Source organism: Citrifermentans bremense R1, assembly GCF_000426865.1.
GTDB classification, from domain to species: Bacteria; Desulfobacterota; Desulfuromonadia; order Geobacterales; family Geobacteraceae; genus Geomonas; species Geomonas bremensis.
Genome location: NZ_AUGE01000013.1, coordinates 37,665 through 63,097 on the forward strand (window position 1 = coordinate 37,665; position 25,433 = coordinate 63,097).

Here is a 25,433-nt window from a genome sequence, read left to right on the forward strand (position 1 = left end):
TCTCCCTTAAAGCTTCTTGTGCATCAGGAACAGCTCGGTCAGGTCGAGGATCAGCGCGACGCGCCCGTCCCCGAGGATGGTCGCTCCCGCGCTCCCCTCGACCCGCCGGTAGTTCGTCTCTATGCTCTTCACCACCACCTGCTGCTCGTCCAAAAGCGCGTCCACGAGGATGGCCCCGCGCTCCCCGTCCCCCTCCACCATCACCAGTATCCCTAGCTCGGGCTCGGTCACTTGGGACTCCAGGTTGAACATCCGGTGCAGCCTGATGATGGGGAGGTACTCTCCCCGCACCTGGACCACCTGCCTGCCGTTCACCGTTTTCAGCTGGTCCGGCTTGGGCTGCAGCGACTCGATCACCACGTTGATGGGGATGATGAATTTCTCCCCGCCGACGGCGACGGTGAGCCCCTCCAAGATGGCGAGGGTGAGCGGGAGGCTGATGGTGAAGCGCGAGCCCATCCCCGCTTCGGAGGCGATCTGGACCCTGCCGCCGATGGACTGCACGTTCTTCAGCACCACGTCCATCCCCACGCCGCGCCCGGAGACGTCGGTCACCTCCTCGGCGGTGGAGAACCCCGGGACGAAGATGAGCTGCCACACCTCGTCGTCGGTCATGGAGTCGGAGCAGGGGATGCCGCGCTCCTGCGCCTTGGCGAGGATGCGCCCGCGGTTGAGCCCCGCGCCGTCGTCGATCACGTCGATGACGATCCTCCCCCCCACCTGCGAAGCCCGAAGCTGCAGTGTCCCGGCAGGCTCCTTGCCGTGGGCAAAGCGCGCTTGCGGGGTCTCCAGCCCGTGGTCCAGGGCGTTTCTTACCAGGTGGGTGAGTGGGTCGGCGATCTTCTCGATGAGCCCCCGGTCCAGCTCGGTCCCCTCTCCGGTGGTCCTGAACTCCACCTGCTTGCCGAGCTTTCCGGCCAGTTCGCGCACCAGGCGGGGGAAGCGGCTGAAGACCATGCTGATGGGGACCAGCCGGATCGACATCACGCTTCCCTGCAGGTCGCGGGTGTTGCGCTCCAGCTGGGCCAGCCCCCGCTGCAGCGCCTGGTGCAGGATGGGATCTAGGCCCGCGGCTGTCTGCGCCAGCATGGCCTGGGTAATCAGGAGCTCCCCTACCTGGTTGACCAGCTGGTCCACCTTCCCCACGTTGACCCGGATGGAGGACTCGGCCTCCGCGCCGCGCCGCCCGAATGCGCCCGTCGCCAATTCGTTGCTGTCGTAAGCACGCCTGCCGGGGGGGGCGGCAGCGACGGCTTCGGGAGCGCCGTCATCCTGCGCGGCCTCTGCGCGCCGCTCCTGCCACGGCAGCTCCTCGATCTGCAGCTGTTCCTCCTCGGCGACGAACATGAACGCCTCGACGAGCTTTTCTCTGCCGGCCAGCGAGGCGAGGGTAAATTCCCAGCGCGTGACGCAGCGCAAGGGATCGAGATCTTCCAGCTCCGGCGTTTCGGCGAGGTACGCCCGACAGTGGAATTCCCCTTCAAGCGCAAGTTCGGAGAGCTCCGAGATGATGCTCTCGATGCGGATGCCGCGGTGGAAGATCTCCGGATCCGGGGAGAAGGTGAGCCGGCAGCGGACGGGGAGCGGGGAGGCATCCTGCCGCGGCAAAGCCTGCTCCGTTGCGGGTTGCAACGCGCCGCTGCCGTTTGCGCCTGGTTTCGCCAGTTGCTGCAGCTTGGCGCGCACCTGGCCGATAGCCTCCTGGCACACCGGCTTTCCTTCCCGGTGGCCGGCAAGCTGCATGGATATGGCGTCGCCCGCCTCCAGGAACAGGTCGATCATCTCCGGCCGGAAGGGGATCTCGTGGTTTCTCAAAAGGTCGAGCAGCGACTCCATGACATGGGTCACCACAGTCATGTCGTCAAAGCCGAAGATGCCTGCCCCCCCCTTGATGGAGTGGGCGGCGCGGAAGATGGCGTTCAACTGCTCGTGGTCCGGCTCGCACTCTCCAAGCGCTATGAGGATCTGCTCCATTTCGGCCAGGTTCTCGGCGCATTCCTCGAAGAAGACCTGGTTGAAGCGTTTGAGATCGATGCCGTCTTGTTCTCCATTGGGAGTGGTCATGCTTGATTCCTTAACTGCCTCGTTTTCTCGACCGGGAGTCCCCGGCGTTTCGTCAAAGGGGGGGCAATACGGAGAATGTTTCGGAAAAACCAAGAAGGGATATCTGGCCCGCTAGTTCCGGCCCCAGATGGCAGGCTGCGGCTGTGATGCCGTGTCGCCTGAGGTCTTCCAGGAAAAGGGCCAGCAATTGGCAGCCGCAGGCGTCGATCTGGTTCACCTGCCGGAGGTCCAACTCTGCCTGTTCCGCTTTCCGCTCCACAAGTTCGTTCAGCCGGCAAACCAGCGCGCGGTGGAGCTCCGCTGCCTCTTCACGGGAGCAACTCCCCTGGAATGTGATGCGGTTGTCATTAACAAATACTATTTCACTCAATTTGCCCGGTCTCCGCTGGAGTTACGGCTGCATGGCTTTTCTTGGCCGTTTTGTAAGTCATTAAAAGCAACCGTTGTTTTATGGCTTGTTCATCGGCAAAGGAGCCGGGAACTTTAATCCAATTTCGTTTTCTCCCAAATTCGTAACACCAACGTAACTATTGGAGATCTGCACGACTTAAATGAAGCCTCCCCCTCCCTTGGCGGGCCTGCGCGCCGAGGGGGCAGTGGGTGGGGGGACTTTTACCGCCGGATCTAAAAACGGGGGGGAGAAGGGAGGAACATTGACGGGCAAGAGTCAGTGAGACTACTTGGGAAAGGGAAGGGGCAGCCGGCTCAGGAGCGAAGCCCGGCGCCGGGTTGTGGCGGTCAGGAATTGAGGGACCGGGAGCGCAGCTTTTCAAGTTGAACCAGGGTGTCCTGCTGGCGGCCGACGCTGAGCCTGATCTTGACCAGATCGCCCAGCATCTGCAGCGAGTCCAGCGCGGGTTTCACTTTTGAGGCGGTGCAGTTTCTCCACTGGATCGGGACCTCGGCGACGCTGTAGTTCCAATTGACATTTGCAGGTGCCCCCATATACTTTATCAATTAGTAAATTTTAATAATTGCGGACGGGGGGAGCGGCTTGCGGAGCCGGGTTGATGGCAACTCGGTGGCCGATGATTTTCGCACCATTGCACTGAAACCTGGGCAAAAGATTCTGGTCTTCGAGGTGCTGTACCGGTACGACAGCCTCATCAAGTCGGGCGACGATGGGTTTGCGCCGGTGCTTCATTCAAAGACAATCTTCTGACAGGGGCGGGAAATGAAGATCCTTCAGGGGCAACCCAAGGGGCAGATACTGCTCGTCGCCGTGGCGATGATGCTCTTAGGCATCTTCCTCGCGGCCCTGGCGGTCGATGCCAGCAGGGCATACGGGGTAAAGGCGAAGCTCCATGCCGCGGTGGACGCCGCGAGTTATGAGGCGGCCAAGGCCCTGGCACAGGGGGAAGATGAGGACGACATGGAGGAAAAGGCGAGTGAGGCTGCGGTCAACTACTTCAGGGCGAACTTCCCCGCTGACTATTTCGGTGCGCAGTGCAGCGGACCGGAATTGAAGCTGAGCGAGCGGAAGTCTGAACAAAAGAGGCGCGCCCTCACCGTTTCCGCCACAGCGACGCTCCCCAACGCCTTTGCCGGGATCTTCGGCTGGGAAAGCATCGATCTTCCCGCCAGGTCTCGTGCGGTCAGGACGGATGCGGACGTGGTGCTGGTGCTGGTGCTGGAATCCTCGGACGCGCTTAGAGATTCTTGTCCGGAGGTGAAGCAGCGGGTGGGTAATTTCAGCGAACGCTTCAGCCAGCGCGATGACCGGATGTCGCTGTTGACCTTTGCCGTGGGAGCCGATCCGGTAATTTCCATCTGCGGCGTCTATAAACCCGCAAACAACCGTCCTGGAGCTGGGACCTTCAACTGCGGTACCGGGTATCAGAAAAGCGATTTCGCCAAGGCCTTTCTTGAACTGAACCTGCACCTAACCAGCGCCCCGGCGGCCCCCGAGGAGGCGATGAAGCAGGCGCAGGCCCAGTTGGACGCCCTGAGGAGCGACCTGCGGGCGGAGAAGAGGGCGATCGTACTTCTGGCAAGCGATGTAGCCGCAAGCAACATCAAAGACGAGACCGTCGCTGCGGCTCGCAAGGAGAAAGTATTCATCCATGCGGTGGAGATCGCGGGATCCCTGAAGGCAAGCACCCCGGCGGGGACCGGTAACGGCCGGAGCGGGAGCGAAAAACTGAAGCGGTTCGCCAACACCAAGGATTTGGGAGCCCACGAGAAGGGAGAACCGACCGGCTTGTACTGTGTAGCGGACGGCCTGCGGCAGTTGGAGCTCTGCCTGGAAAAGATCGCAAACGGCATGACCGTGAGCATCGCGCAGTAAGCTGGTGAGGAAGCAGGGTGCGGCTAGGCCGCACCGGCGGGAGGGCGTGTGCAACCAGAGGGCGAAAAAGGCATAGAGGAATCCGGCCGAACCAGGCTTTTGCGGGCGATCCCGCTCTTTTCTTGCCTGGACCCAGAGGAGTTCTCCGAGGTTCAGCGCAGGATAGTGGAGAAACGCTTTCACAAAAACCAGGTGGTGCTTCTCGAGGAGGACACCGCAAACTACATGTACATAGTTTATGGAGGGAAGGTCCGCGTGGTTCACCTGGGAAGCGAAGGGAGCGAGAGGATCCTGGCGGTCCACAAACGCGGCGATGTCTTCGGCGAGATGGCGCTGCTCGATGCCAAGACGGCCCCGGCAACGGTCATAGCCATGGAGGACGCCGAAATCGGGCTCCTTTCCAAGGAAACCTTCGACACCTTCTTCCTCGGCAATCATAAGGTGCTGTTGCAACTGGTCGCGATCCTTTGCCGCCGGCTCAGAGAGGCCCAACTAGTGCTCAAAGCGATCACCCTGCCCGATGCGGAACAAAGGCTGCGTTCGATTCTGAACCATTTGAGCCAGTTGCACGGGGTGCGGGATGCCCGAGGGACTGTGATCGCCTTGAGGCTTACTCACAAGGAACTCGCAGGGTACACCTCGGTTTCGCGGGAGACAGTGACTAGGCTTTTGCACCGGATGGTCCAGGAAGGCGATCTGGAGATGCTGCAGAATCGAACTATCCTACTCAAACCGGGATTCAGGCAGAAAGCGCAGCTGCTTTAGTAGGCGGAATACTGCCAGTTCGGTGACGGAAGTCACAACTGCTGTGCCTTGACATGAGCAGGGGGGTAACTATACTTTTGATTGTTAAAAAAAACTAAGACTGTTGCTATCTTAGTTCATCCATACGCCACCGGTCGCAACCCTGACAAAGCCGTTCAAAAAAGTAAAACAGACGAAGCGGACCGGCATTCAGATGACTGAGCGAGGCAAAGCATGGCTCGTAAAAGATGGATACAACAGGTGTGGTGGCGTTTCTTGCCATGGCGCAGAAAGGCAAGGGAAACGTTGCCCAAAGGGTTGCAACCGGAAACCCGCTTCCGGCAGAAGCTCATCCAGGAGCGGAAGCGGGCGGAGAGGGCAAACAAGCCGCTTTTGGTCATGCTCGTCAACCTTGGCTGTGTCGCAGCTCGTGGGGAAGCGGATTCAGTTGTCGGCTGCGTGGGGAGGGGGCTCCAAAGCTGCCTGCGCGAAACGGATATCTGTGGGGTGCTTAACAACGGAGCCTTGGTGGGGGTGATCCTGACGGAGATCTGGGCTGACGACCTGGACAAGGTGAAGAAAGCGGTGGCCACAAAGGCGCGCGAGAAGCTGAGCCAGCTATTCGAAGACGAGGTAGCGCGGCGCGTAACCATCAGTTTCCGCATCTATCCGGAAAGCGGTGGCAAAAGCGGAGCCTTCGACATGATCTTTTATCCCGAACAGGCTGAAAAGAGCCTCGAAGGGACGGCAGGTGAAATAGCCAAGCGTGGGCTGGACCTCCTTGGAGGCGTAACGGGGCTGGTGCTGCTCGCTCCCGCTTTTGCACTGATCGCATCGGCTATCAAATTCACCTCAGACGGGCCGGTCTTTTTCGAACAGCAACGGATCGGTCGCAACGGCAGGAAGTTCAAGCTTTTGAAGTTCCGCACAATGTATGTCGGCAATGACGATCAGATCCACCGTGACTACGTCAAGTTGCTGATCCAGGGTAAGGTCGCCGAGGAGCAGGGAGGGGTCTTCAAGATCATCGTGGACCCCAGGGTTACCCCGATCGGGAAGGTGTTGAGGAAGTACAGCCTGGATGAGCTGCCGCAGCTTCTCAACGTGCTGAAAGGGGAGATGGCCCTGGTGGGGCCGCGACCCCCGATCAGCTATGAACTGGAGCATTACAGCGGGTGGCAGCGCAACCGGCTGATCGGCAAAAGGCCCGGCATAACCGGTGCGTGGCAGGTGAGCGGTCGCAGCAGCACGACCTTTGACGAAATGGTCCGGCTCGACCTCAGGTATTTGAAGGGGTGGAGCATTGCGCTGGACTTCAAGATCCTGCTGCAGACACCGCTGGCCGTTCTCAAGTGTAAGGGCGCCTACTGAGTACCGGGCGCTAAGGTGAAATTATGATCAACGTCGGTATTGTCGGGTTCGGCTACTGGGGACCCAACGTCGCCAGAAACTTCCACACCACCCCCGGTGCCAGGGTGGTAGCCGTCAGTGATGCGGACGACCGGTCGCTCGCGCGCGCTGCCCAGAGCTACCCTGGGGTGAGGATGCTGAAGGACTTCCGGGAACTGCTGACCGCGCCGGATGTCGACGTGGTCGCCATCGTTACGCCGGTATCTTCGCATTTCGAGATCGCCCATATGGCGCTCTCCAACGGAAAGCACATCTTCATCGAGAAACCATTTACGGCGTCCACCTCCCAGGCGGAGCAACTGATCGAGCTGGCTGACCGCAAGAAGCTTAAGATCATGGTCGATCACACCTTCCTCTTCACCGGCGCAGTCAAGAAGATAAAGGAACTGATCGACGACGGGACGCTGGGGGACCTTTACTATTTCGACTCGATCAGGGTCAACCTAGGCTTGTTCCAAAAAGACGTGAACGTGGTTTGGGACCTGGCGCCGCACGATCTCTCCATCATGGACCATCTGCTGCGCCTGGAGCCTTCTGCAGTCATGGCAACGGGAGTGGCGCACTTCCAAAACCAGCTCGAGGACGTCGCCTACATCACTATTTATTTCCCCGGCAACGTCATCGCTCACCTGAATGTCAACTGGCTCTCTCCGGTCAAGATAAGGACCACCCTGATCGGAGGACAGAAAAAGATGCTGGTCTGGAACGACCTAGTAAGCGATGAAAAGATACGTGTCTACGACAAGGGGGTCGAGGGGCTGGACTGCCTGGGTACCGACCCCAAGGAAAAGGCATACGGACTGAGGTTGAGTTACCGTAGCGGGGACATGTGGGCCCCGAGGGTCAACCAGGTCGAGGCGCTTCAGGGGGAAACGGCCTACTTCATCGATTGCATCAACAACAACATCACCCCGAAAAACGACGGCAATGCGGGACTACGGGTGGTCAGGATGCTGGAGGCGATCAAGAAGTCTCTGGCCAAGGGGGGAGCACTGGTCCGCCTGAACTGAGAGGGAAAAAGGAGAAAGGAATGAACGAGAATTTTGCTGCTGTTGCCGACGACGTGAAGCTCGGGGCGAACGTAAAACTAGGAAAATTCATCAACCTGTACGGGTGCAGTATTGGTGACCACACCAAGATCGGCCCCTTCGTAGAGATCCAGAAGAATGCGGAAATCGGGAAGAACTGCAAGATTTCCAGTCACAGCTTCATCTGTGACGGTGTGGTGATCGAAGACAATGTCTTCGTTGGTCACAACGTGACCTTCATCAACGACCTGTATCCGAGGGCCACTACCTCCTCAGGCGAACTGCAGGTTGAGGCGGACTGGACCTGCATCAGGACCACCATAAAGAGAAATGCTTCCATAGGCTCCAGTTCCACCATCCTTTGCGGTGTCACCGTCGGCGAACACGCCATTGTGGGTGCTGGAAGCGTCGTTACCAAGGATGTTCAACCCTACAGCGTCGTGGCTGGCAATCCCGCAAGACTGCTGCGTACCATCCCCAAGGAGACTGATAATGAAAGTGCCATTTCTCAACCTCAAAGCACAATATGACTCCATAGCACACGAGGTGGAACAGTCGATCCGGGAGGTGCTCTCCACCTGTGCCTTTTCCGGCGGACCCTACGTGCAGAAGTTCGAGGAGGAGTTCGCTTCCTTTTGCGGATGTAAGTGGGCGGTCGGGGTAGGCAGCGGGACCGACGCGCTTTGGCTTGCCCTGCTGGGATTGGGGGTGCAACCTGGTGACGAAGTCATAACCGTCCCCAACAGCTTCATAGCGACAGCGGAGGCGATCTCCCTTTGCGGCGCGCAACCGGTCTTCATAGATGTCGCCGAGGATAGCTTCACCATGAACCCTGCCCTTCTGGAGCAGGCGATCTCACCGCGCACTCGGGCCATCATCCCGGTGCACCTCTACGGGCAGGCGGCGGACATGGATGACATTCTTGTGATCGCCAACAGGCACGGCATCCCTGTTGTGGAGGACGCCTGCCAGGCTCACGGAGCGGAGTACAAGGGGCGCAGGGCTGGCTCAATGGGGATTGCAGGGTGCTTCAGCTTTTACCCCGGCAAAAACCTGGGCGCCTACGGCGAAGCCGGCTGTGTGGTCACTAAGGACGACGAACTGGCTAAGAAACTAAGGATGCTGCGCGACCACGGGCAGTCCCAAAAGTACTATCACCAACTGGTGGGGATCAACGGTCGTATGGACGGTATCCAGGGCGCGGTCCTCAGCGCGAAGTTGAAATACCTCGATTCCTGGAATGCATTCCGGCGCACGCATGCCTCTTTCTATCAGGAGGCGCTGGCCGAAGTCCGGGCGCTAAGGATTCCTAAGGAGATGCCTTACGCCAAGCACGTCTACCATGTATTCGCGGTGCGTTCGCCGGACAGGGAGGGGCTGAAACAGGCGCTTAACGCCAGCGGCGTTGAGTGCGGGGTGCATTACCCCGTTCCGATCCACCTGCAGCAGGCTTATGCTGGCCGCGGCGAAGGCGAGGGAAGCTTTCCCGTGGCTGAGCGCGTCGCAAAGGAACTACTGTCTCTCCCAATGTTCCCGGAGCTAACAACGGAGCAGGTCAGTTACATTTGCGACCAAATCAAGCGGTTCCACTAGTTGATATGCCCAATCTCACAGTGAAGCTGATAGACCCCCTGAAGGATGCGGGGGTGAGCCACTGGCTGGAACGTTGCCGGGAGACGACGATCTTTCACAGTGCCAGCTGGGCCAGGCTTATGGTCGACAGCTATGGCTATCATCCCCTCTACTTTATGTTGTATGACTCGGGTACCTGCCGCGGCTGTCTCCCCGTGATGGAGGTCGACAGTGTGTTCACCGGCAAGCGCGGCGTCTGCCTTAGTTTTGCCGACTACTGTGGCGCCATTGTGGAGGGCGTGGACGATTTCGCGCTGCTGCTACAAGCGGTCCTGGATTACGGCCGCTCCAGGAGATGGCGCTACGCCGAGTTCAGGGGAGAGGCGCGCCTGGTAAACGAGAGGGCGAGCGAGGTGTATGCGCACCACCTGATCGAACTCTCGCAGGATGAGGAGCTGATGTTGTCGCGGCTGAGAAAAAGCACAGCGAGGAGCATTCACAAGGCGGTCAAAGAGGGGGTCACTGTCGCTATCGGAACTTCGCTCCAGGAAACTCTGGAATACTACCGGCTGCATTGCCTGACCCGCAGGCGCCAGGGGCTCCCGCCGCAGCCTAGGCGGTTCTTTGTTAACCTGCACCACCACCTTATCGGGAGGGGGCTCGGATTCACTGCTATTGCCCGGCAAGGAGACGCCACGGTGGCGGGTGTTGTCTGCCTCCACTTCGGTGTGAACGCCATCTATAAATACGGCGCCTCCGACATCGAGCAGCAGCAACTGCGCGCCAACAACCTGCTGTTTTGGGAGTTGATCAAGAAGTGCGGTCGCGACGGATTCCGTTTCCTGAGCCTAGGCAGGACCGACCCCAAGAACGAAGGGTTGTTGAACTTCAAAAACGGCTGGGGCGGGAACATGAGCGATCTCAATTACTACCGGTACGATTTCACTTCCGGCTCATTCGTAGCTGGTGAAGTGACAAACCTGGAGCCGTACCGGCAACTGCTCAGGAAGTTGCCCGTGCCACTGCTCCGGGCGCTCGGGGTGCTGGCTTACCGCCACCTTGGCTGAGAGCTGGCATGACTCATATGTTCGGAGAAAGAGGGGAGATACTAATGAAAGCGTTGATGATTGTCTTTCTTGCTGTCTTGACCATAACCACCGGCTGCGTTTCCCGAGTAGCGGCTCCTGCAGTGACCCCGCAGCCGCCTGCGTACGCCATGAGGGAATACCGTATTCAGCCAGGGGACCTGTTGGATGTGAAGTTTTTCTACAATCCAGAGCTCAACGAATCCCTGACCGTCCGCCCGGATGGCCGCATTACGCTTCAGTTGGTAAACGATGTCGTGGCTGCGGGGCTCACGCCTGCCGAACTCACGATGAACCTGACCAAAGCTTACGCCCCGGAACTCACCAGCCCGAGGATCGCGGTCATCGTGAAGACCTCTGTGCTGGAACGGGTTTTCGTTGACGGAGAAGTGTTCAAGGCGGGCCTAGTTAATTTGGTAGGCCCGACGACGGTGCTGCAGGCTATCTCCCAGGCCGGAGGTATGAAGGACTCGGCCAAGTCCGATGAGGTGCTTCTGGTCCGTAAGGCGGCAGATAACTCGACACAGGTGATGCGGCTTGACATCAAAAAGCTCCGGGAGGGAGTTGCGTCTCAGGACGTTCTGTTGCGCCCCAACGATATCGTGTATGTTCCCAAATCTACCATCGCCAACATCAACACCTGGATCGACATGTACATCAGGAAGAACGTCCCGCTGCCGGTTGGCATAGGGTACGACCTAAGCAGGTAACGCACAGAGAACATTCGGGTGACTGAACATGAGTCTGCTAGAGATATTGACACTGCTGTTCAAGCGGAAAAAGGCAATCATCGGGATTTTCCTGCTGCTTTTTGCCTCTGCCGCGGCTTATACGCTGGCCCAGGATCCGACCTATGAAGCCAAAGCCAGCATCCTGGTGAAGATGTTTCGTGAGGACCCTTCCAGACCTGGCATGGAAGCTGACTCGAACAACCTGCCTCGCATAGTGAGCCAAGACGAGGTGGTCAATGCGGAGATCCAGATCCTGACCGGTCGTGAATTGGCGGAAAAGGTGATAGCGACGCTGAAGATGGAGCGAATCTATCCCCACCTTGCCTCAGGGGAACTGCTGCCGGCCGCCCGTATGGACCAGGCCGTGCAGACCTTTGCCCAGAGCCTGCAAGTGCAGGGGGTCAGGAAATCCAACGTAATCGCAGTTTCCTTCCAGCACAATGACCCCGAAATGGCCGCCAAGGCTGTGAACCTTTTGATCGAGGCCTTTAAGGAGAAGCATCTTGCTGTGCACAGCGACCCGCAATCATCTTTCATTGCGAGCCAATTGGCCTCCTTCGAGGGGAAGCTCAAGGAATCGGAGAAGCAATTGCAGGATTACCAGCAACGTACTGGGGTCTATTCGATCGACGAGCAAAAAACCCTGCTGTTGAGGCAGCGCACCGAATTGGACTCAGCCTACCGGCAGGCCGTCACGAACGTTCGGGAAAACAAAGACAAGATCGCTTCCCTGAAGCTGCAGATGAAGTACATCACCGACAACAAGGACAGGTACACCCAAACCGAAAGGGACCGTATCATCATCGAGGCAAAATCAAAGTTATTGGAACTGCAGCTTAAGGAACAAGAACTCAAGATGAAGTACACCGACAAAAACAAGCTGCTTGCCGACACCAGAAAGGAGCTGGAGGTTGTCGGCAATTTCCTGAAGGACCAGGAAGAGATCATCTTAGGGAAGGTGAAGACGGCGAATCCGGTTTATCAGAGCATGGAGACGGACCTGTTCCGCGTGCAGGCTGACCTGAAGTCGCAAACGGCAAGGGCCGACGCGCTTAAGTCCCAGTTGAGGCAGCTTGATGGGGAAATAGCTAGACTGGATCGGAGCCAGAACCTGATTCAGGACCTGAAGCGGCAGATAGCGTTGAATGAAAAAAATTACATGGCTTACATGGAGAGAAACGAGGATGCACGCATCTCGGATGCGATGAACCGTCTGAAGTTGTCGAATATCAGCGTAATCCAGCAGGCAGTGGCACCGGCAAAGCCGATCAAGCCCAACAAATCTTTGACACTTGCCTTGGGTATGGTCTTCGGGATGGCCGCGGGACTCCTGTATGCCTATGCTGCGGAAAGGCTCAGCCAGACATTCACGGATCCCAAAGGTGTGGAGAAGTACCTCGAACTGCCGGTTCTCGTGACAGTACCGCTAAAAAAGGATTAAGCCATGTATCTCAACTTCTACAACCTCGATAAAGAACCTTTCCAGATAACTCCGGACCCCGCGTTCCTGTACCTGAGCAGCGTGCATAAGGAGGCGCTTGCTTCCATCATCTACGGAGTCGAAAAAAGAAAAGGGTTCATACTGATTACGGGTGCGGTAGGAGTGGGGAAGACAACTATCCTAAGAGCTTATCTGGAAAACGCCGAGGCCCAACATCTCAAGACCATCTACTTGTTTAACGCGAACATCTCCTACCTTAACCTGCTGAAGTACATTTTCGCAGAGCTCAACATGACGCCGCAATCCAACGAAGTTTCCGACTTAGTAAATCAACTGCACCAGAGGCTACTCTACCACTACCGTGAAGGGCGCAACATCCTGCTGGTCATAGACGAGGCCCAGAACATGCCCGTCGACACACTGGAAAACCTCCGCATGTTATCGAACTTCGAGACGGATACGGACAAGCTCATCCAGATCGTGTTTTGCGCGCAATCGGAATTCGAGAAGACTCTGAGTTTGGGCGAACTGAAGCAACTCAAGCAACGCATCGCGGTGAAGGCTACCATCTCCCCTCTAACCAGGGAAGAAGGTATCACCTACATTCATCATCGGTTGAAAACGGCTGGCGACAAGGATTGCATCATTTTCACAAACGGAGCTTTGAACCAGATCGTTCAGGCATCGCGCGGAATTCCCCGGGTCATCAACGTACTTTGCGACAACAGCCTGATTACCGCCTTCGGTTACGGCAAGAAGAGGGTGGGCTGCGGCATCGTGCGGGAGATTACCCGGGATTTCGGGCTAGAGAATCCTCTGTATGTCTGGTGTGGTGTCTTTTTGCTGATGCTGCTGCTCATGGCCGCAGCTTTCTTCGGTGTGCGGCAAATGACGTCCTTGATGGCTGCGAAAGCTCCGGTCGGTGCCCAAGCGACGGTGGCGGCTCCGCAGGCCCGGTTGTCGCCCATTTCTGAACGAACTGCCGGGGACAATAGGGCGCTCAGGAGGGTGGTACAACGGGGAGACACTTTGGCGAAGATGATAAAAGAGGTTTACGGCGAGGTCGACGCTGAGAAAATCAGGCGAGTTAAAGAAGCCAACCCGAGCATCGTGGATGAAAACGTAATCGTGGAAGGGGGAGTTATCTCGTTCCCGTACCGCAACCGCTGATCCACAGACTCGCGTGACAGGGGAGTGCCATGAGCAACATTCATGAAGCTTTGGAGCAGGCGCGCCGAGAGAAGAGCTGCTCCACAGTATCCTCGCAAGTAGCCCTAGAGGCCCAAGTGGTCCGCGGTTTCTCGTTAGCGGATGAAATGTCCAAGCTGCACCACCAGGTTGGACTCCTATTGGCTGACGGCTCCTATAAAGTGCTTCAGTTTGTTGGCTGCAGCCATCGTGCGGGTGTCTCCACTATAGTGCGCGAGTTTGCCTCGGCGGCCGTTAACCACTATGGTAAATCGGTGCTCATCCTTGATCCCTCATGCCAGGAACTGGAGCGGAGGATAAATTTCAACGTCACCTGCGAATTCGGCTGGTTCGATATGGACAAGGACGAACTCCCCGACAGGGCTTTTTTCCGGTTCGGCGACTCCAATCTCTACTTCGCGTCCATATCCGTCCATGCCTCGTTGGTGGCCCCCTCCAAAAACTTAGACAAGAACCTGGACCTTTGGGCGAAGCTTAGGGAGAGGTTCGATCTCATCCTGATCGATTCTTCCTCCGGTCCCAAAAGACAGGAGGCAGTAGATTCCTTTCACAATGTGGACGGGATCATCCTGGTCCTTGAGGCTGGCAAAACGCGCCGTGAAAGCGCCGAAAGTGTGAAGAAAAAGATACAGGCCGCCGGCGGTGTGATCCTGGGTGCAGTATTCAACAAGAGGCAGTACTACATTCCGGACTTCATCTACAAGAAGCTTTAACTACTCCGCTGGGCGGCAGGAGCTTCCTGTATGCCCACGTGCGAATTTCATAGGAAGAGGTCGCAATGCGAAAGGATAAAAAGACCATCTGGATAGACATGGATAACTCGCCGCATGTACCTTTCTTCAGGCCGATTATCGGCGAACTTGAGGCAAGGGGGTACGAGGTGATGTTGACGGCCCGGGATTGCTTCCAGGTCTGTAAATTGGCCGACTTATACAAGATGGATTACCGAAAAGTCGGAGTCCACTACGGCAAGAACAAGATCATGAAGGGGATTGGGCTGCTGCTGAGGTCGGCGCAGCTTGCTTCATACGTCTTAAAAAGGAGCCCGGACCTTGCACTTTCCCACGGTTCGCGCTCGCAGATGATCCTTTCCTCGGTGCTGCACATTCCCACCGTGATGATGACAGACTACGAATATGCCAAGAGTATTCCCTTTTTCCGCCCTGACTGGCTGATCATTCCGGAGATGATCCCGGACAGCAGCGTGTGCGACCGCCCCGGCAAAATCCTGCGCTACTCCGGGTTGAAGGAGGATGTCTACGTGCCGGGGTTCCAGCCCGAGCAGGGAGTCCTGGACCAACTGCGCCTTGACCCGACCAAAGTCATCGTTATTGTTCGTCCTCCTGCCACGGAGGCACATTATTTCAAGGAGGAAAGCCTGCGACTGTTCGAGGAGGCAATGTCCTGGCTCGGGACAGAGGAACAGGTGAGCGTCATCCTACTGCCACGCAACAGCGGGCAGGCGGATTTCGTTAAAAGTAAATGGCCGCAACTGCTGCAAAGCGAGAAGGTGAAAATCCCCGATCAGGTGATCCCCGGGCTCAACCTGATCTGGTACTCGGATCTGGTGATAAGCGGCGGGGGTACCATGAACCGTGAGGCGGCGGCGTTGGGGGTGCCGGTCTACAGTATCTTCCGAGGAGAAATAGGTTCCATCGACAGGCACCTATCCGATACTGGACGTTTAACGATGATCGGCAGCCCGGAGGAGCTTCGGACCAAGGTGGAACTCAAGAAAAGAGAGCGCACGCAGGCTTACCAACCGCCGAACCGCCCTGCGTTGAAACAGATTGTAGACATCCTGCACGTCATCCTGAACCAGGTTTAAAAGACGGCGCGCGTCCAGGAGACCACTGCTTGTACAGTAAGTCCGTGCGCCGAGGAAAGACGACACAAGCTGCACCAATCTTCTTCGCTGTCGCTGACCTGCCTCACTTCCTCGTTATTTCCGGTGGATAACTTTTGCAACAACCACATATCAGCTGCTGACTCCGGAAGAGAGGTTCTGCCTCACTGCCACCTGGAGCCGGAGGGAGTCATGATGGATGACACCAAGAAAGGCGCCGATCTGATGGCGATACTGAAGGGGCCCCTTGACGAGCTTTTCCACTACTGCAAGGAGAACGACTGGGCGGGGTTCGACCCCTACGATGGGCTTAACAGTCGTGTATACCTGGCTACGCCTCTTAAAAACAGCAAAATCTGCAGGATTGCGTTGATCCAGGCCCTGAAACGCCTGCCGGTGAACCTTAGACCACTCCTGATGGTGCCTCGCCTTCAGAATCCCAAGGCCCTTGCCCTTTTCCTGAGCGCGTTCGTGAAGTTGTCTAAGCTAGGCTTGCTGAAGGATGAAGGACTCATTCAGGCGATGACAGAACTGCTAGCGGTTCTGCGCTCGCCGGGAAACCGGTACTGGAACTGGGGATACAGCTTTCCTTGGCAGACGCGGGGAGAGTTGGTGCCGCAGGGGAGCGCCAATCTTGTCTGCACCGTGTTCGTCGCCAACGCACTTCTAGATGCCTTCGACTTGACCAGCGATACCCGCTGTATCGAGATGGCCGGCAGCGCGGCCGACTACCTTCTGGACGAACTGTATTGGACCCAAGGGGGGGAACTAGCCTGCTTCAGCTATCCCCTTCCCACTACGCACGTTCCCATCCACAACGCCAACTTTATGGGAGCTGCGTTGCTGTGCCGGTTGTTGAAATATGGTGGTGGCAAGAGATACCGCGATTCCGCCCTGAAGGTGGCGCGGTACTCGGCCGCCAGGCAGCAACCGGACGGGGCCTGGGGGTACGGCGAATCACCCGGCCAGCGCTGGGTCGACAATTTCCACACCGGGTACAATCTCTGCGCGCTTCGCACCCTCGGCCACTGCGCGGAAACCGGGGAGTTCCAGGGGGCACTGCGTCTAGGCTTTGATTTTTACCGGAAAAACTTCTTCAGGCAGGATGGTGCCCCGAAGTACTACCATAATAGGACCTATCCCATCGACATCCATAGCGTGGCGCAGAGCATAATCACCATGCTCGAATTGAAGGATCTGAGTGAGCATAACCTCCCCCAAGCCAGATCGGTCCTCACCTGGGCGCTGGACAATATGTGGGATGACAACGGGTACTTCTATTACCGAATTTACCCGTTGTTTAAAAACAAGATCTCTTACATGAGGTGGTCCCAGGCTTGGATGCTCTTGGCTCTTGCTACTTTTGCCGAGCACGTTCAAGAGTGGATAAAAAGAGGTATCTAATGAATCTGGACACTCAACTGCCGCTATCGGATACTCCGACGCCTAACAGTCGCTGCCGCTATGTTCTTATCACTCCTGCCCGCAATGAGGAGGATTACATTGAGCTGACCATCCAATCAATGGTTTGCCAGACTGTTAGGCCGATGAAATGGGTTATCGTGAGCGACGGATCCACCGACAGGACGGATGAAATAGTAGGAAAGTACCTGCCTGAGCACCCATGGATGGAACTGATACGAACACCGGAAAGGGAGAACCGTAATTTTGGAGGGAAGGTGCGGGCCTTTAATGCCGGCTATGAAAGCGTCAGGTCCCTTCCCTTTGAAATCGTCGGCAACCTAGACGCCGACATCTCCTTCGATGCCGACCATTTTGAGTTTCTGCTAGACAAGTTCGCGGCCAACCCGGATCTCGGTGTAGCGGGTACCGCCTTCACCGAGAAGGGTTCGATCACATACGACTACGACATCGTCAACGTCGAACATGTCTCCGGACAGTGCCAGATCTTCCGGCGCCGCTGCTATGATGCGATTGGCGGTTACCAGAGCATTAAAGGGGGGGGGGTTGACTGGACCGCGGTGACCACCGCGCGCATGATGGGTTGGCAGACAAGGACCTTCCCGGAAAAGAGCTTCGTGCACCACCGGATCATGGGGACCGGGAAAGGGAACGTGTTGGGGGCCCGCTTCCGGTTCGGAAAACAGGACTACTATCTGGGAGGGCACCCAGTCTGGGAAATTTTCAGGGGAGTGTACCAGATGAAAAAAGAGCCCTACCTGCTGGGGGGACTGCTCATGTTGTGCGGTTACACTTGGGGATGGTTAAGCCGCTTGGAGCGTCCCATCTCACAGCAACTGGTGGAATTCCGGCGTAAGGAACAGATGGAGCGACTGAAGAAAATTGCCCGCAACAAGCTGCTGTTCCTCCGGGTGCCGCAGGGCGAAAAGAGGCGGTAATCGGTATGGCCGGCATAGCCGACCCAGCTGTTGCAAGGAGAAGCGCATGACCCAGTCGCCCCTGCACATAACCGTCTGCATCTGTACCTTCAAGAGAGCGGAGCTACTGCAGCGCCTGCTGACAAAGCTGGCGGGACAGCGCACCGGCGGAGAATTCAGCTATGCTGCGGTCGTGGTTGACAACGACGCCGACCGGTCGGCACAGGCAACCGTCGCGCTCTTCCAGCAAACCCACACCCTGCCGGTGATGTATTTTGCCGAGCCTGAGCAGAACATCGCGCTAGCCAGGAACAAGGCCGTCGAGAACTCCTCGGGAGAATTCATCGCCTTCATCGACGACGACGAGTTTCCGGATGACGAGTGGCTACTGCAGATGCTGAGGACGTGGCGGATCTCTCAGGCCGCCGGGGTGCTCGGCCCGGTCCGGCCTCACTTCGAGCAAGGATGCCCCTGGTGGGTCATCAAGAGCGGCCTGTGCGACCGCAAGACCCATCCCACCGGTACGGTGATGCACTCGGCCGATACCCGCACCGGAAACGTCCTGTTCAAGCGGGAAGTCTTCGCGGATCCCACCCACCGTTTCGATCCCGCGTTCGGTAGAAGCGGCGGCTCCGATGTCCGCTTCTTCGAGTACATGATGCAGAAGGGGCATACCTTTGTCTGGAGCAACGAGGCCGTCGTCTACGAGACGGTGCTCCCGGACCGGTGGACCGTCGCGTTCTACGTAAGGCGGGCCGTGAGGAAAGGGGGCTTGAGCGGCTCCTGGATCAGGAAAAAGGGTTTTTCCGGCCGGCACCTGACCTTCGCGCTCACCGCCGCATGCGTCTACACCACCGCGTTGCCATTCGCCGCCTTGGCCGGTAAGCATTACGGCGTGAAATGCCTAGTGAAGAGCGCCTACCATCTGGCGTGGCTATCGGGGTTCTTCGGACACGTCCACATCGCTTTGCGAGACGACCACTAACCCGATTGCGGCTGGAGGAAAAAGGGAGGGCTCTATGTTCCCTATGCTTGCCTTGCTTGGCTGTCTCACTGTAATCGCCTGGCTCTTCCTTCGGGACAACAGGGTGCGCCCGATGCCGTCCCCAGAGTCGTGGCTTCCCCTGGCCTGGTTCTTCATCATCGGCACCAGGCCGCTCTCCGCCTGGTTCTCGACCCCCGAAGAGGATTCCGCCGACGCCTTCCTGGAAGGTAGCCCACTGGACCGATACTCCCTGCTGGCGTTAATTTTGTGCGCTTGCGTGGCCCTGCTGCGTAAGCGGCCGCAGTGGCGGGAGGTGCTTCGTTCCAACCTCTGGTTCACCGGCTTCATCGCCTACTGTGCCATCAGCGTCATCTGGTCCGATTACCCGTTCGTGAGCTTCAAGAGATGGGTGCGGGAGTTCGGTAACTTGGTGATGGTCGTGCTCATCCTCACTCAAGACGACCCTGCCAAGGCCTGCCGGGCCCTGCTGTCAAGGTTCGCTTACCTAGTTATCCCTCTTTCCGCAGTTCTCATACGCTACGTCCCCTCTCTTGGCACCTACTACAGCAGCGACCTTGCCGGCATCGCCTTTTGTGGGGTCGCCATCCACAAGAACATGCTGGGCAGCATCATGTTCATATCCGCGGTCTACCTCGCCTGGGAACTTCTCTACGTGCCGGACGCCAAGGAGACCAAGGCATGGGATCTGACCCTGCTCGCCGCGCTCTGGTTGATGGCGGTATGGCTCATGTTGGTGGCAAGCAGCTCCACCGCTCTCATCTGCCTGGCACTAGGCTCCGCCATGCTGCTTATGTTGAAGCTCTCCTTCGCCAGGAGGCAGGTCCGGCACCTGGGGGTCTACAGTCTGCTTGGGGCCAGCCTTCTCGTGGCGCTCTTCACCCTAGAAGGTGCGGTGGAGATGATCACGGGGGCGGTGGGGCGAGACCTGACCTTCACCGGGCGTACCGAACTGTGGGCTGACGTCCTCAGGGAGCCGATAAATCCGCTAGTAGGAACTGGCTATCAGAGCTTCTGGCTTGGTGCCCGCGCCGATGACCTGTGGGAGCGCTACCTTTTTCATCCGCGGCAATCCCACAACGGGTATTTGGAGACCTATCTGAACGGGGGAGTGCTCGGCCTGTTCCTGCTGCTGGCCGTGATCGCATCCATCGCGAAAAGGCTCAAGGGGGGACTTCTCTCAGGCAACAGTTTCGCCGCCCTGCTCTTTTCCTTTTGGGTTGGGGGGCTCTTTTACAATTTCACCGAAGCGCGCTTCGTCGGTCCAAACCTGATCTGGATCATGCTGAGCCTCGCCGCGCTGTACCAGCCCCGCAAAAACGAGGTGCTGCAGCCGGCGGACTAGGTTTAGGTCTTAAAGAGGAGAGGCCAGTGCTCTGGGACAAGATCAAGAAAAGCGAGCTTTCGCGGGACACGCTCTGGATGCTAATGGGACATGGGGCGCAGCTCCCGATCCGTGCTGTTTATTTCGTCCTGATCGCCCGGTGGCTCGGCGCAGAAGGTTACGGTGCCTTTATCGGCGTGACCGCGTTGGTCAGCGTGCTGGCTCCCTTTGCGAGCATGGGGGCCGGCAACATACTGATCAAACACGTGGCGCGCGACCGCTCCGAATTCTCCCGTTATTGGGGAAGGACCCTGTTCCTGACCTGGTTCAGCGGCATAGTGCTTACCCTGGCCACCGTCATCCTTGCCCATTTCATCCTGCCAAGGAGCATCTCGCTGATGTTGGTGATCACAGTCTCGATCGCCGACCTGCTTTTTCTCTCCTCACTTAACATCTGCGCGCAGGCATTCCAGGGGTTCGAGCGTCTGTCCATGACATCGTTCCTGCTGATCCTCCCCAACGCCACGCGCCTTTTGGCCCTGATTGTCCTGATACTGTTGAAGAAACCCACCCCACTGGACCTGGGGTATCTCTACCTGGTCAGCACGGGGGTGGCTTTCCTTGTCGGAGGATACCTGGTGACGCGGGAACTGGGGAGGCCGACTTACAACGGCAGGATATTGGACGGTGAGATTAGGGAGGGGGTATACTTCTCGGTCGCACTTTGTTCCTCCACCATCTTCAACGATATCGACAAGACCATGTTGACCCGCCTGGCGACCCTGCAGGCGGCTGGTATCTATGCCGCCGCCTATCGCTTGGTCGACGTCGCTTTCATACCGGTTCGCTCCCTAATCTCGGCCTCCTACGCGCGCTTTTTCCGCAGCGGCGCCCAAGGGATGAAGGGGACTCTCGCGCTGGTGGCAAAGCTCCTTCCTTTCGCCGCCGGCTACGGACTGGCCTCGTCATTAGTGCTATTTCTCTGCGCACCGCTGCTTCCCTATGTCTTTGGCCGGGAGTTTCAGGAGGCGACCGACGCCCTGCGCTGGCTGTCGTTGCTTCCTTTCCTGAAGGTGCTCCACTACTTCCCCGCCAACGCTCTCACCGGTGCTGGTTTCCAGGGGCTGAGGAGTGCCCTGCTTGTCGGAACCGCTTTCGTCAATATCTCCCTTAACCTCTGGCTTATACCGCTCTATTCGTGGCGTGGCTCGGCTTGGGCCAGCCTCCTTTCCGACAGTCTCTATGCGGTCATTATCTGGGCGGCGGCGGTCTGGAAGCTTCGCTCCAACCCGACTGCAGCACTGGCGAACCAGGTAAAGTAGCCAGAGCTTTCTCTTTTCGCAGCGCCAACACCGGTACCTCCGTTTGACAGAAAAAGCCCTGCACTTTTTAGTGCAGGGCTTTTTTCAGTTGCTGCGCTGCTGTTTGCGGCGCCTTATTTCACGGAAGTCAGGGAGGGGGAGGAGACTACCTTGACGGAGCCGTTAGCCCACGGAGTTCCTTTGCCGGCGCCGGGTGCCGCAGGATATTTTGGGGATACGTCCGGTCCGATGCAGGGCCACTGCAGCCCGCCCCACCAGGTCGGCTTTCCGGTGAGGTAGAGCGAGAGCGGGAGTGTCTGGTCGTCGCTGCGGTTCCAGGTGACGGCGTTACTGTAGGTATCCCAGTTGCCGTGCCGCACCACCGAATTGGCGACGTTGATATCGTTGCCGGTCGCACTGCCGTCGCCGTCGTTGTTGTAGCCAAGCCGGTAGATGGCAGATGTTTTCGCGTCCTGCGCTTCGAGGGTGTACAGGCTTTCCGTGCTTCTACCCAGGACGTTGCCGATGATGTTGTAGTAGCGGCTGTTGACCTGCAGGTCGATATCCCAGGCCCCGCCGGTCCGGTTCGGGGCCAAGGCGATCTTGTTGCGGAAGAAGGTGTTGTGGCTCTTGGTGCCCCATACCCAGTCGGAGGCGACCCTGCTGTCGATGTAGTTCCCCTCGATCAGGTTCATGAAGGCATGGCTGCCGTGGAACGAGATGGCGTACGGGTTGAAGTTGAGCACGTTCAGATACAACGAGGTGATGTAGTTGTAGGCGAAGACGTTGCCGGAAAAGGGACCGGCGGTGATCAGCCCTGTCGAGAGGTGGTAGATCTGGTTGTTCTCGATGAGGTTCGCCGAGGAGTACATCTGCGAGTTGATGCCATAGGCGCGGCTGGTTGCATAGGAAGTGGTGCCGTCTCCTGCTGTGGTCGGGAATCCTTCATGAAGCTTGTTGGCACGGATGGTGTTCCGGTAGGCACCGTAGTTCAGCAGCAATATCGCCTCGTAAGCGCCGATGACCTCCGTATCTTGTACCCAGCAGTTGGAGGTTCCAAGGAGCAACAGGGTCCCGCTGCTTTTCTGCGCGCTGCTGCCGCTCAGACTGTTGTCGACCGTGAGCTTCTCGATCCCTGCCTGGATGGTCACGCCGCTCAACTTCACCCCCTGCGGCGAGAGGGAGGTGTCGTAGCTCCAGTAGAGCGGAATTTCCAGGGTCGCCGTGGTGGGAGAGGGGACTGCAACCACCTTCGCCGTCTGCCCCAGGGACCTGGTTCCGGAGAGCCTGCCGCACCAGGAGCAGGTCCCGTTGTTGCCGACGTTGGTCACCGGCGGATCGTCGTTGACGTTGTTCAACTGGTCGATGACGATGATAGTGCCGGGGGTCCAGCCGTGGGCGGTTGCCGTGGTGATAGTGGTGGAACCCTTGTTGAGCCCGCCGGTCAGCGCTATTGCGGACCCGACGGTGGGGCGCGATCCGATACCGACCACAGAGGTCCCCGACATCCCGGACCTCCCCTTGATGATGGTGCTACCCATGCCGTTCCCCCTGAGGGTGACGTTGGATTTGACCACGATGGGACTGCTCACGTTGAAGGTGCCCGCGCTCAGTTGCACCACCTGCCCTGCGGGGCAGTTGGCTATGGCGCTCTTGATGGCAGCTGCATCGTCACCGCCCGAAGGCTTTAAGGTGGTGTAGATGGTGCTGCGCACCGGGATCTCGCCTTGAACGCCGGCGTTGCCCATCCAACTGATGGCACGGGTAGACGGGATGGCGTAGGTGGCATGTGCCACTTGTGTGAACCCGCCCAGAGCTAGTACTAGGGCTAGGCTGGTAACCAGGTTCTTGAAAAGGTTATGGGTAAGCTTTTCTTGCGTCATGTATGGTCCTCATTCCACAGCTTTCCGTAAACAATATAGCGTAACTACGCCCGGAAAGGCAGGTTGATTGCGCAGTCGGCACTCCGATCAAGGTAAGGCAGTGTCGGTTGCCGTGCTGTATTCGGGATCAGTCCGCGGGTCAGGTGCTTGGTGCGTCCGCGGCGTTACGGCCCCACCGGCTACAACCGGAGGATCCATGGTTACAGCAGTGACAGGTTCAGCACCTGGTGGCTTCCCGTGCCGGCGAAGAGGTTGATGTTGTTCAGAACCGTCACTGCCGCCTGCTCGGTCCTAAAGGCATAAGCTGCCGCGATCTGAGTCTCGGTTCCTCCCGCCGGCGTGACGTAGACGTCGTAGCGGTGGTAGGGGATGTTCATCACCATCCGCACCCGGTAGCTTTTTCCGGCGGCGTAGGGGACGGCCACCTTCGCGGCGTAGGTGCTTCCGTTTCGTACGTCGATGGTGCCGGTCGGGTTGAAGCGGACCAGCGCGGCCACGTCCTGATAGCCGGATGCGGCGAGCCCAGAGAAGCCGGTCACCGCGTTGATCTTGGCGGCGTTGGGTATGGTGTCGAAGGTTGCGGTGAAGGTTCCGGTTTTCGGCGCTATGGCCCGGTTCTGCCAGAGCGCGGAGCTCGTCATCGGGGCGCTGGCAGAGGTTACGGACAGGTTCTGCAGTTGCAGCGTCCCGGTGCTGGCGTAGCGGCTCAAGGTGTTAAGCGTCCTCACCGCCGCCTGTTCCGTCCTGAAGGCGTAGGCTGCTGCGATTTGCGTCTCGGTCCCGCCGGCGGGGGTGACGTAGACGTCATAGCGGTGATTCGGGACGTCGATCTGCATCCTGACCCGGTAGCTCTTTCCTGCGGAATAAGGGAGAGCCACTTTGGCCGCATAGCTGCTTCCGTTGCGCGCATCGATGGTGCCGGTTGGGTTGAAGCGGACCAGGGCGGCGACGTCGGTGTACCCTGCTGCCTGTACTCCGGAGAAGCCGGCGACCGCGTTGATGTTGACGAAACTCGGGGTGAGGTCGAAGACCGCCGAGAAAGTGCCTGTTTGAGCCGCGATGGACTGATTCTGCCAGGTTGCCGTGGTGGTGCCTGGTGTTGGTGCCGGTGCCGCGGCCGCGAAGCTGGCGGCAATTTTGTGGTTGGCGGCGACGTTATTGAAGGTGTAGCTGGCGGCGGCCCCGACCGAGACGCCGTCAACCGTCACCGCTGCGATCTGGTACCCGGTGGCAGGGGCGATCTTGAAGGTCTGGCTGGTTCCCTGGGATACGACGATGGAACCTGTGGGGCTGATGGTTCCCCCGGTGCTGGCAGAGGCCGTGAGGGTGTACAGTGCTGCCGGCGGCGGGGGCGCCGGCGTCGTGAAGGCGACTTCGTTGGAGGGGGCGCTGGCGTTACCTGCCGCATCGTTTGCCGATACGGAGAAGTAGTACTTGGTCGCATCGTTTAGGTTGTTCACCGTGTAGGAGGTCAGGTTGCCGACGGTGAAGTGTTGCGTGTAACTGCCGGAGGCGATCCCGGCGTGAACGGTGTAGCCGTTGAGGCCGGTCAGGCTGCTGCCGTCCGTGTAGGTGGTGGGGGCTGACCAAGTCAGAGTTGCCTGGGCTGCCTGGGCCGCGCTCGGTGCCAACTGCGCCGACGTCATGACGGTCATGACGAGCAGCGCGCCGAGCGCGATGCGGGTAAAAATGCTGCTACAGGGTCTTCTCTTCATAAAGCTTTGCTGCCTCCTTGATTTGGGCGCCATCTGCTGCCGCTTCCGGTTAACGTGTCGCTTCCGCGTTTCCTTCTTGCCGGCGCCATCTTGGTTGTTCTGCTCCCAAAGCCGTCAGCGCTTTCAGGAGCGTGCCTAGCCATGCGCTCATCCCGGCAGGACGCAAAAAAGCCGGGTCCGATATCGTTTTGGTTTCGATATTTCGGCGACCCGGCTGTCTTCGTGAGACCCAATAGGCTTTCCGTCACTTCCTCGCGAAAGTTTTAGTATTGTCGTGTATCGCTATTCGTTCTGTCTGGGAGACGGTAACACAGCGGTTGCGAAAGCTTTGTGACGTCCGTCACAGTAGCGGACGTTCCCGCCCTGCAGGGCACCGGGAGGGGCAGGATACCGCAGGGCGATAAATGCAGCGTCGGGTTGATTCTGAAATCTACATTGGTATAGTTTAACG

23 protein-coding genes and 1 riboswitch are annotated in these 25,433 nt (G+C 58.3%); of the genes, 18 read left to right on the forward strand and 5 right to left on the reverse strand.

The window, feature by feature from the left end; genetic code table 11:
- Positions 1-6: 6 nt before the first annotated feature.
- From K419_RS0109785 to K419_RS0109795, 3 genes are all read right to left on the reverse strand, one after another.
- Entirely contained in the window at positions 7-2,064 is a 2,058-nt protein-coding gene (locus K419_RS0109785; protein ID WP_026841426.1) for a chemotaxis protein CheA, read from the reverse strand.
- Between the two features lie 52 nt (positions 2,065-2,116).
- The gene (locus K419_RS0109790; protein WP_026841427.1) at positions 2,117-2,434 is read right to left on the reverse strand and encodes an STAS domain-containing protein; all 318 of its coding nucleotides are present in this window, start codon (positions 2,432-2,434) and stop codon (positions 2,117-2,119) included.
- A gap of 368 nt (positions 2,435-2,802) precedes the next feature.
- Positions 2,803-3,009 carry a hypothetical protein gene (locus K419_RS0109795; protein WP_026841428.1) on the reverse strand — a complete coding sequence of 69 codons (207 nt, stop codon included), beginning with the start codon at positions 3,007-3,009 and terminating at the stop codon, positions 2,803-2,805.
- Between the two features lie 49 nt (positions 3,010-3,058).
- On the opposite strand from K419_RS0109795, the gene K419_RS21875 reads away from it, so the two are divergent.
- From K419_RS21875 to K419_RS21885, 18 genes are all read left to right on the forward strand, one after another.
- Positions 3,059-3,226 (forward strand): hypothetical protein, encoded by a 168-nt coding sequence (locus K419_RS21875; protein ID WP_226377670.1) that lies wholly within the window; start codon positions 3,059-3,061, stop codon positions 3,224-3,226.
- A gap of 12 nt (positions 3,227-3,238) precedes the next feature.
- The gene (locus tag K419_RS0109805) at positions 3,239-4,351 is read left to right on the forward strand and encodes a Tad domain-containing protein (RefSeq protein WP_026841429.1); all 1,113 of its coding nucleotides are present in this window, start codon (positions 3,239-3,241) and stop codon (positions 4,349-4,351) included.
- 48 nt (positions 4,352-4,399) lie between these two features.
- Positions 4,400-5,116 (forward strand): Crp/Fnr family transcriptional regulator, encoded by a 717-nt coding sequence (locus K419_RS0109810; RefSeq protein ID WP_026841430.1) that lies wholly within the window; start codon positions 4,400-4,402, stop codon positions 5,114-5,116.
- A gap of 255 nt (positions 5,117-5,371) precedes the next feature.
- Entirely contained in the window at positions 5,372-6,466 is a 1,095-nt protein-coding gene (locus K419_RS0109815; protein ID WP_226377671.1) for a sugar transferase, read from the forward strand.
- Between the two features lie 23 nt (positions 6,467-6,489).
- A complete protein-coding gene (locus tag K419_RS0109820; RefSeq protein ID WP_026841432.1) occupies positions 6,490-7,515 on the forward strand; it encodes a Gfo/Idh/MocA family protein in 1,026 nt (341 codons plus the stop codon).
- A 20-nt stretch (positions 7,516-7,535) separates the two neighbouring features.
- Positions 7,536-8,063, forward strand: a complete 528-nt coding sequence (locus tag K419_RS0109825) for an acyltransferase (RefSeq protein ID WP_026841433.1) — start codon at positions 7,536-7,538, stop codon at positions 8,061-8,063.
- A complete protein-coding gene (locus tag K419_RS0109830; protein ID WP_026841434.1) occupies positions 8,026-9,126 on the forward strand; it encodes a DegT/DnrJ/EryC1/StrS family aminotransferase in 1,101 nt (366 codons plus the stop codon). The genes K419_RS0109825 and K419_RS0109830 overlap by 38 nt, the downstream gene beginning before the upstream one ends.
- A gap of 5 nt (positions 9,127-9,131) precedes the next feature.
- Entirely contained in the window at positions 9,132-10,172 is a 1,041-nt protein-coding gene (locus K419_RS0109835; RefSeq protein WP_026841435.1) for a lipid II:glycine glycyltransferase FemX, read from the forward strand.
- 44 nt (positions 10,173-10,216) lie between these two features.
- The gene (locus K419_RS0109840; protein WP_026841436.1) at positions 10,217-10,900 is read left to right on the forward strand and encodes a polysaccharide biosynthesis/export family protein; all 684 of its coding nucleotides are present in this window, start codon (positions 10,217-10,219) and stop codon (positions 10,898-10,900) included.
- A gap of 28 nt (positions 10,901-10,928) precedes the next feature.
- Entirely contained in the window at positions 10,929-12,362 is a 1,434-nt protein-coding gene (locus K419_RS0109845) for a GumC family protein (protein WP_026841437.1), read from the forward strand.
- A gap of 3 nt (positions 12,363-12,365) precedes the next feature.
- Positions 12,366-13,532 carry an AAA family ATPase gene (locus K419_RS0109850; protein ID WP_026841438.1) on the forward strand — a complete coding sequence of 389 codons (1,167 nt, stop codon included), beginning with the start codon at positions 12,366-12,368 and terminating at the stop codon, positions 13,530-13,532.
- A 29-nt stretch (positions 13,533-13,561) separates the two neighbouring features.
- Entirely contained in the window at positions 13,562-14,284 is a 723-nt protein-coding gene (locus K419_RS0109855) for a P-loop NTPase family protein (protein WP_026841439.1), read from the forward strand.
- A gap of 65 nt (positions 14,285-14,349) precedes the next feature.
- Positions 14,350-15,399, forward strand: coding sequence for a DUF354 domain-containing protein (locus K419_RS0109860; protein WP_026841440.1), 1,050 nt, complete (start codon positions 14,350-14,352; stop codon positions 15,397-15,399).
- A gap of 210 nt (positions 15,400-15,609) precedes the next feature.
- Complete coding sequence (locus tag K419_RS0109865) at positions 15,610-16,821, forward strand: hypothetical protein (protein ID WP_026841441.1); 1,212 nt, start codon at positions 15,610-15,612, stop codon at positions 16,819-16,821.
- Positions 16,821-17,777, forward strand: a complete 957-nt coding sequence (locus K419_RS21880; protein ID WP_035497115.1) for a glycosyltransferase — start codon at positions 16,821-16,823, stop codon at positions 17,775-17,777. Before K419_RS0109865 ends, K419_RS21880 begins: the two co-directional genes overlap by 1 nt.
- Positions 17,778-17,823: 46 nt before the next feature.
- Complete coding sequence (locus tag K419_RS0109875; RefSeq protein WP_026841442.1) at positions 17,824-18,741, forward strand: glycosyltransferase; 918 nt, start codon at positions 17,824-17,826, stop codon at positions 18,739-18,741.
- Positions 18,742-18,775: 34 nt separating this feature from the next.
- Entirely contained in the window at positions 18,776-20,104 is a 1,329-nt protein-coding gene (locus K419_RS0109880) for an O-antigen ligase family protein (RefSeq protein WP_026841443.1), read from the forward strand.
- A gap of 26 nt (positions 20,105-20,130) precedes the next feature.
- Positions 20,131-21,405 (forward strand): oligosaccharide flippase family protein, encoded by a 1,275-nt coding sequence (locus K419_RS21885; RefSeq protein WP_035497116.1) that lies wholly within the window; start codon positions 20,131-20,133, stop codon positions 21,403-21,405.
- 113 nt (positions 21,406-21,518) lie between these two features.
- On the opposite strand, the gene K419_RS0109890 is transcribed toward K419_RS21885, so the two are convergent.
- Both K419_RS0109890 and K419_RS0109895 read right to left on the reverse strand, forming a co-directional pair.
- Positions 21,519-23,267 (reverse strand): glycosyl hydrolase family 28-related protein, encoded by a 1,749-nt coding sequence (locus K419_RS0109890; RefSeq protein ID WP_026841444.1) that lies wholly within the window; start codon positions 23,265-23,267, stop codon positions 21,519-21,521.
- Positions 23,268-23,467: 200 nt separating this feature from the next.
- The gene (locus K419_RS0109895) at positions 23,468-24,982 is read right to left on the reverse strand and encodes a fibronectin type III domain-containing protein (protein WP_226377672.1); all 1,515 of its coding nucleotides are present in this window, start codon (positions 24,980-24,982) and stop codon (positions 23,468-23,470) included.
- A gap of 201 nt (positions 24,983-25,183) precedes the next feature.
- Positions 25,184-25,260, reverse strand: a riboswitch (cyclic di-GMP riboswitch).
- Between the last annotated feature and the right edge of the window lie 173 nt (positions 25,261-25,433).

What these genes read in the sequence shown, in the direction of transcription:
- K419_RS0109785 (WP_026841426.1), bottom strand. Translation starts at nt 2,064, where the DNA reads ATGACCACTCCCAATGGAGAACAAGACGGCATCGATCTCAAACGCTTC.
- K419_RS0109795 (WP_026841428.1), bottom strand. Translation starts at nt 3,009, where the DNA reads ATGGGGGCACCTGCAAATGTCAATTGGAACTACAGCGTCGCCGAGGTC.
- K419_RS0109805 (WP_026841429.1), top strand. Translation starts at nt 3,239, where the DNA reads ATGAAGATCCTTCAGGGGCAACCCAAGGGGCAGATACTGCTCGTCGCC.
- K419_RS0109820 (WP_026841432.1), top strand. Translation starts at nt 6,490, where the DNA reads ATGATCAACGTCGGTATTGTCGGGTTCGGCTACTGGGGACCCAACGTC.
- K419_RS0109825 (WP_026841433.1), top strand. Translation starts at nt 7,536, where the DNA reads ATGAACGAGAATTTTGCTGCTGTTGCCGACGACGTGAAGCTCGGGGCG.
- K419_RS0109830 (WP_026841434.1), top strand. Translation starts at nt 8,026, where the DNA reads ATGAAAGTGCCATTTCTCAACCTCAAAGCACAATATGACTCCATAGCA.
- K419_RS0109835 (WP_026841435.1), top strand. Translation starts at nt 9,132, where the DNA reads ATGCCCAATCTCACAGTGAAGCTGATAGACCCCCTGAAGGATGCGGGG.
- K419_RS0109840 (WP_026841436.1), top strand. Translation starts at nt 10,217, where the DNA reads ATGAAAGCGTTGATGATTGTCTTTCTTGCTGTCTTGACCATAACCACC.
- K419_RS0109845 (WP_026841437.1), top strand. Translation starts at nt 10,929, where the DNA reads ATGAGTCTGCTAGAGATATTGACACTGCTGTTCAAGCGGAAAAAGGCA.
- K419_RS0109850 (WP_026841438.1), top strand. Translation starts at nt 12,366, where the DNA reads ATGTATCTCAACTTCTACAACCTCGATAAAGAACCTTTCCAGATAACT.
- K419_RS0109855 (WP_026841439.1), top strand. Translation starts at nt 13,562, where the DNA reads ATGAGCAACATTCATGAAGCTTTGGAGCAGGCGCGCCGAGAGAAGAGC.
- K419_RS0109860 (WP_026841440.1), top strand. Translation starts at nt 14,350, where the DNA reads ATGCGAAAGGATAAAAAGACCATCTGGATAGACATGGATAACTCGCCG.
- K419_RS0109865 (WP_026841441.1), top strand. Translation starts at nt 15,610, where the DNA reads ATGATGGATGACACCAAGAAAGGCGCCGATCTGATGGCGATACTGAAG.
- K419_RS21880 (WP_035497115.1), top strand. Translation starts at nt 16,821, where the DNA reads ATGAATCTGGACACTCAACTGCCGCTATCGGATACTCCGACGCCTAAC.
- K419_RS0109875 (WP_026841442.1), top strand. Translation starts at nt 17,824, where the DNA reads ATGACCCAGTCGCCCCTGCACATAACCGTCTGCATCTGTACCTTCAAG.
- K419_RS0109880 (WP_026841443.1), top strand. Translation starts at nt 18,776, where the DNA reads ATGTTCCCTATGCTTGCCTTGCTTGGCTGTCTCACTGTAATCGCCTGG.
- K419_RS0109890 (WP_026841444.1), bottom strand. Translation starts at nt 23,267, where the DNA reads ATGACGCAAGAAAAGCTTACCCATAACCTTTTCAAGAACCTGGTTACC.
- K419_RS0109895 (WP_226377672.1), bottom strand. Translation starts at nt 24,982, where the DNA reads ATGAAGAGAAGACCCTGTAGCAGCATTTTTACCCGCATCGCGCTCGGC.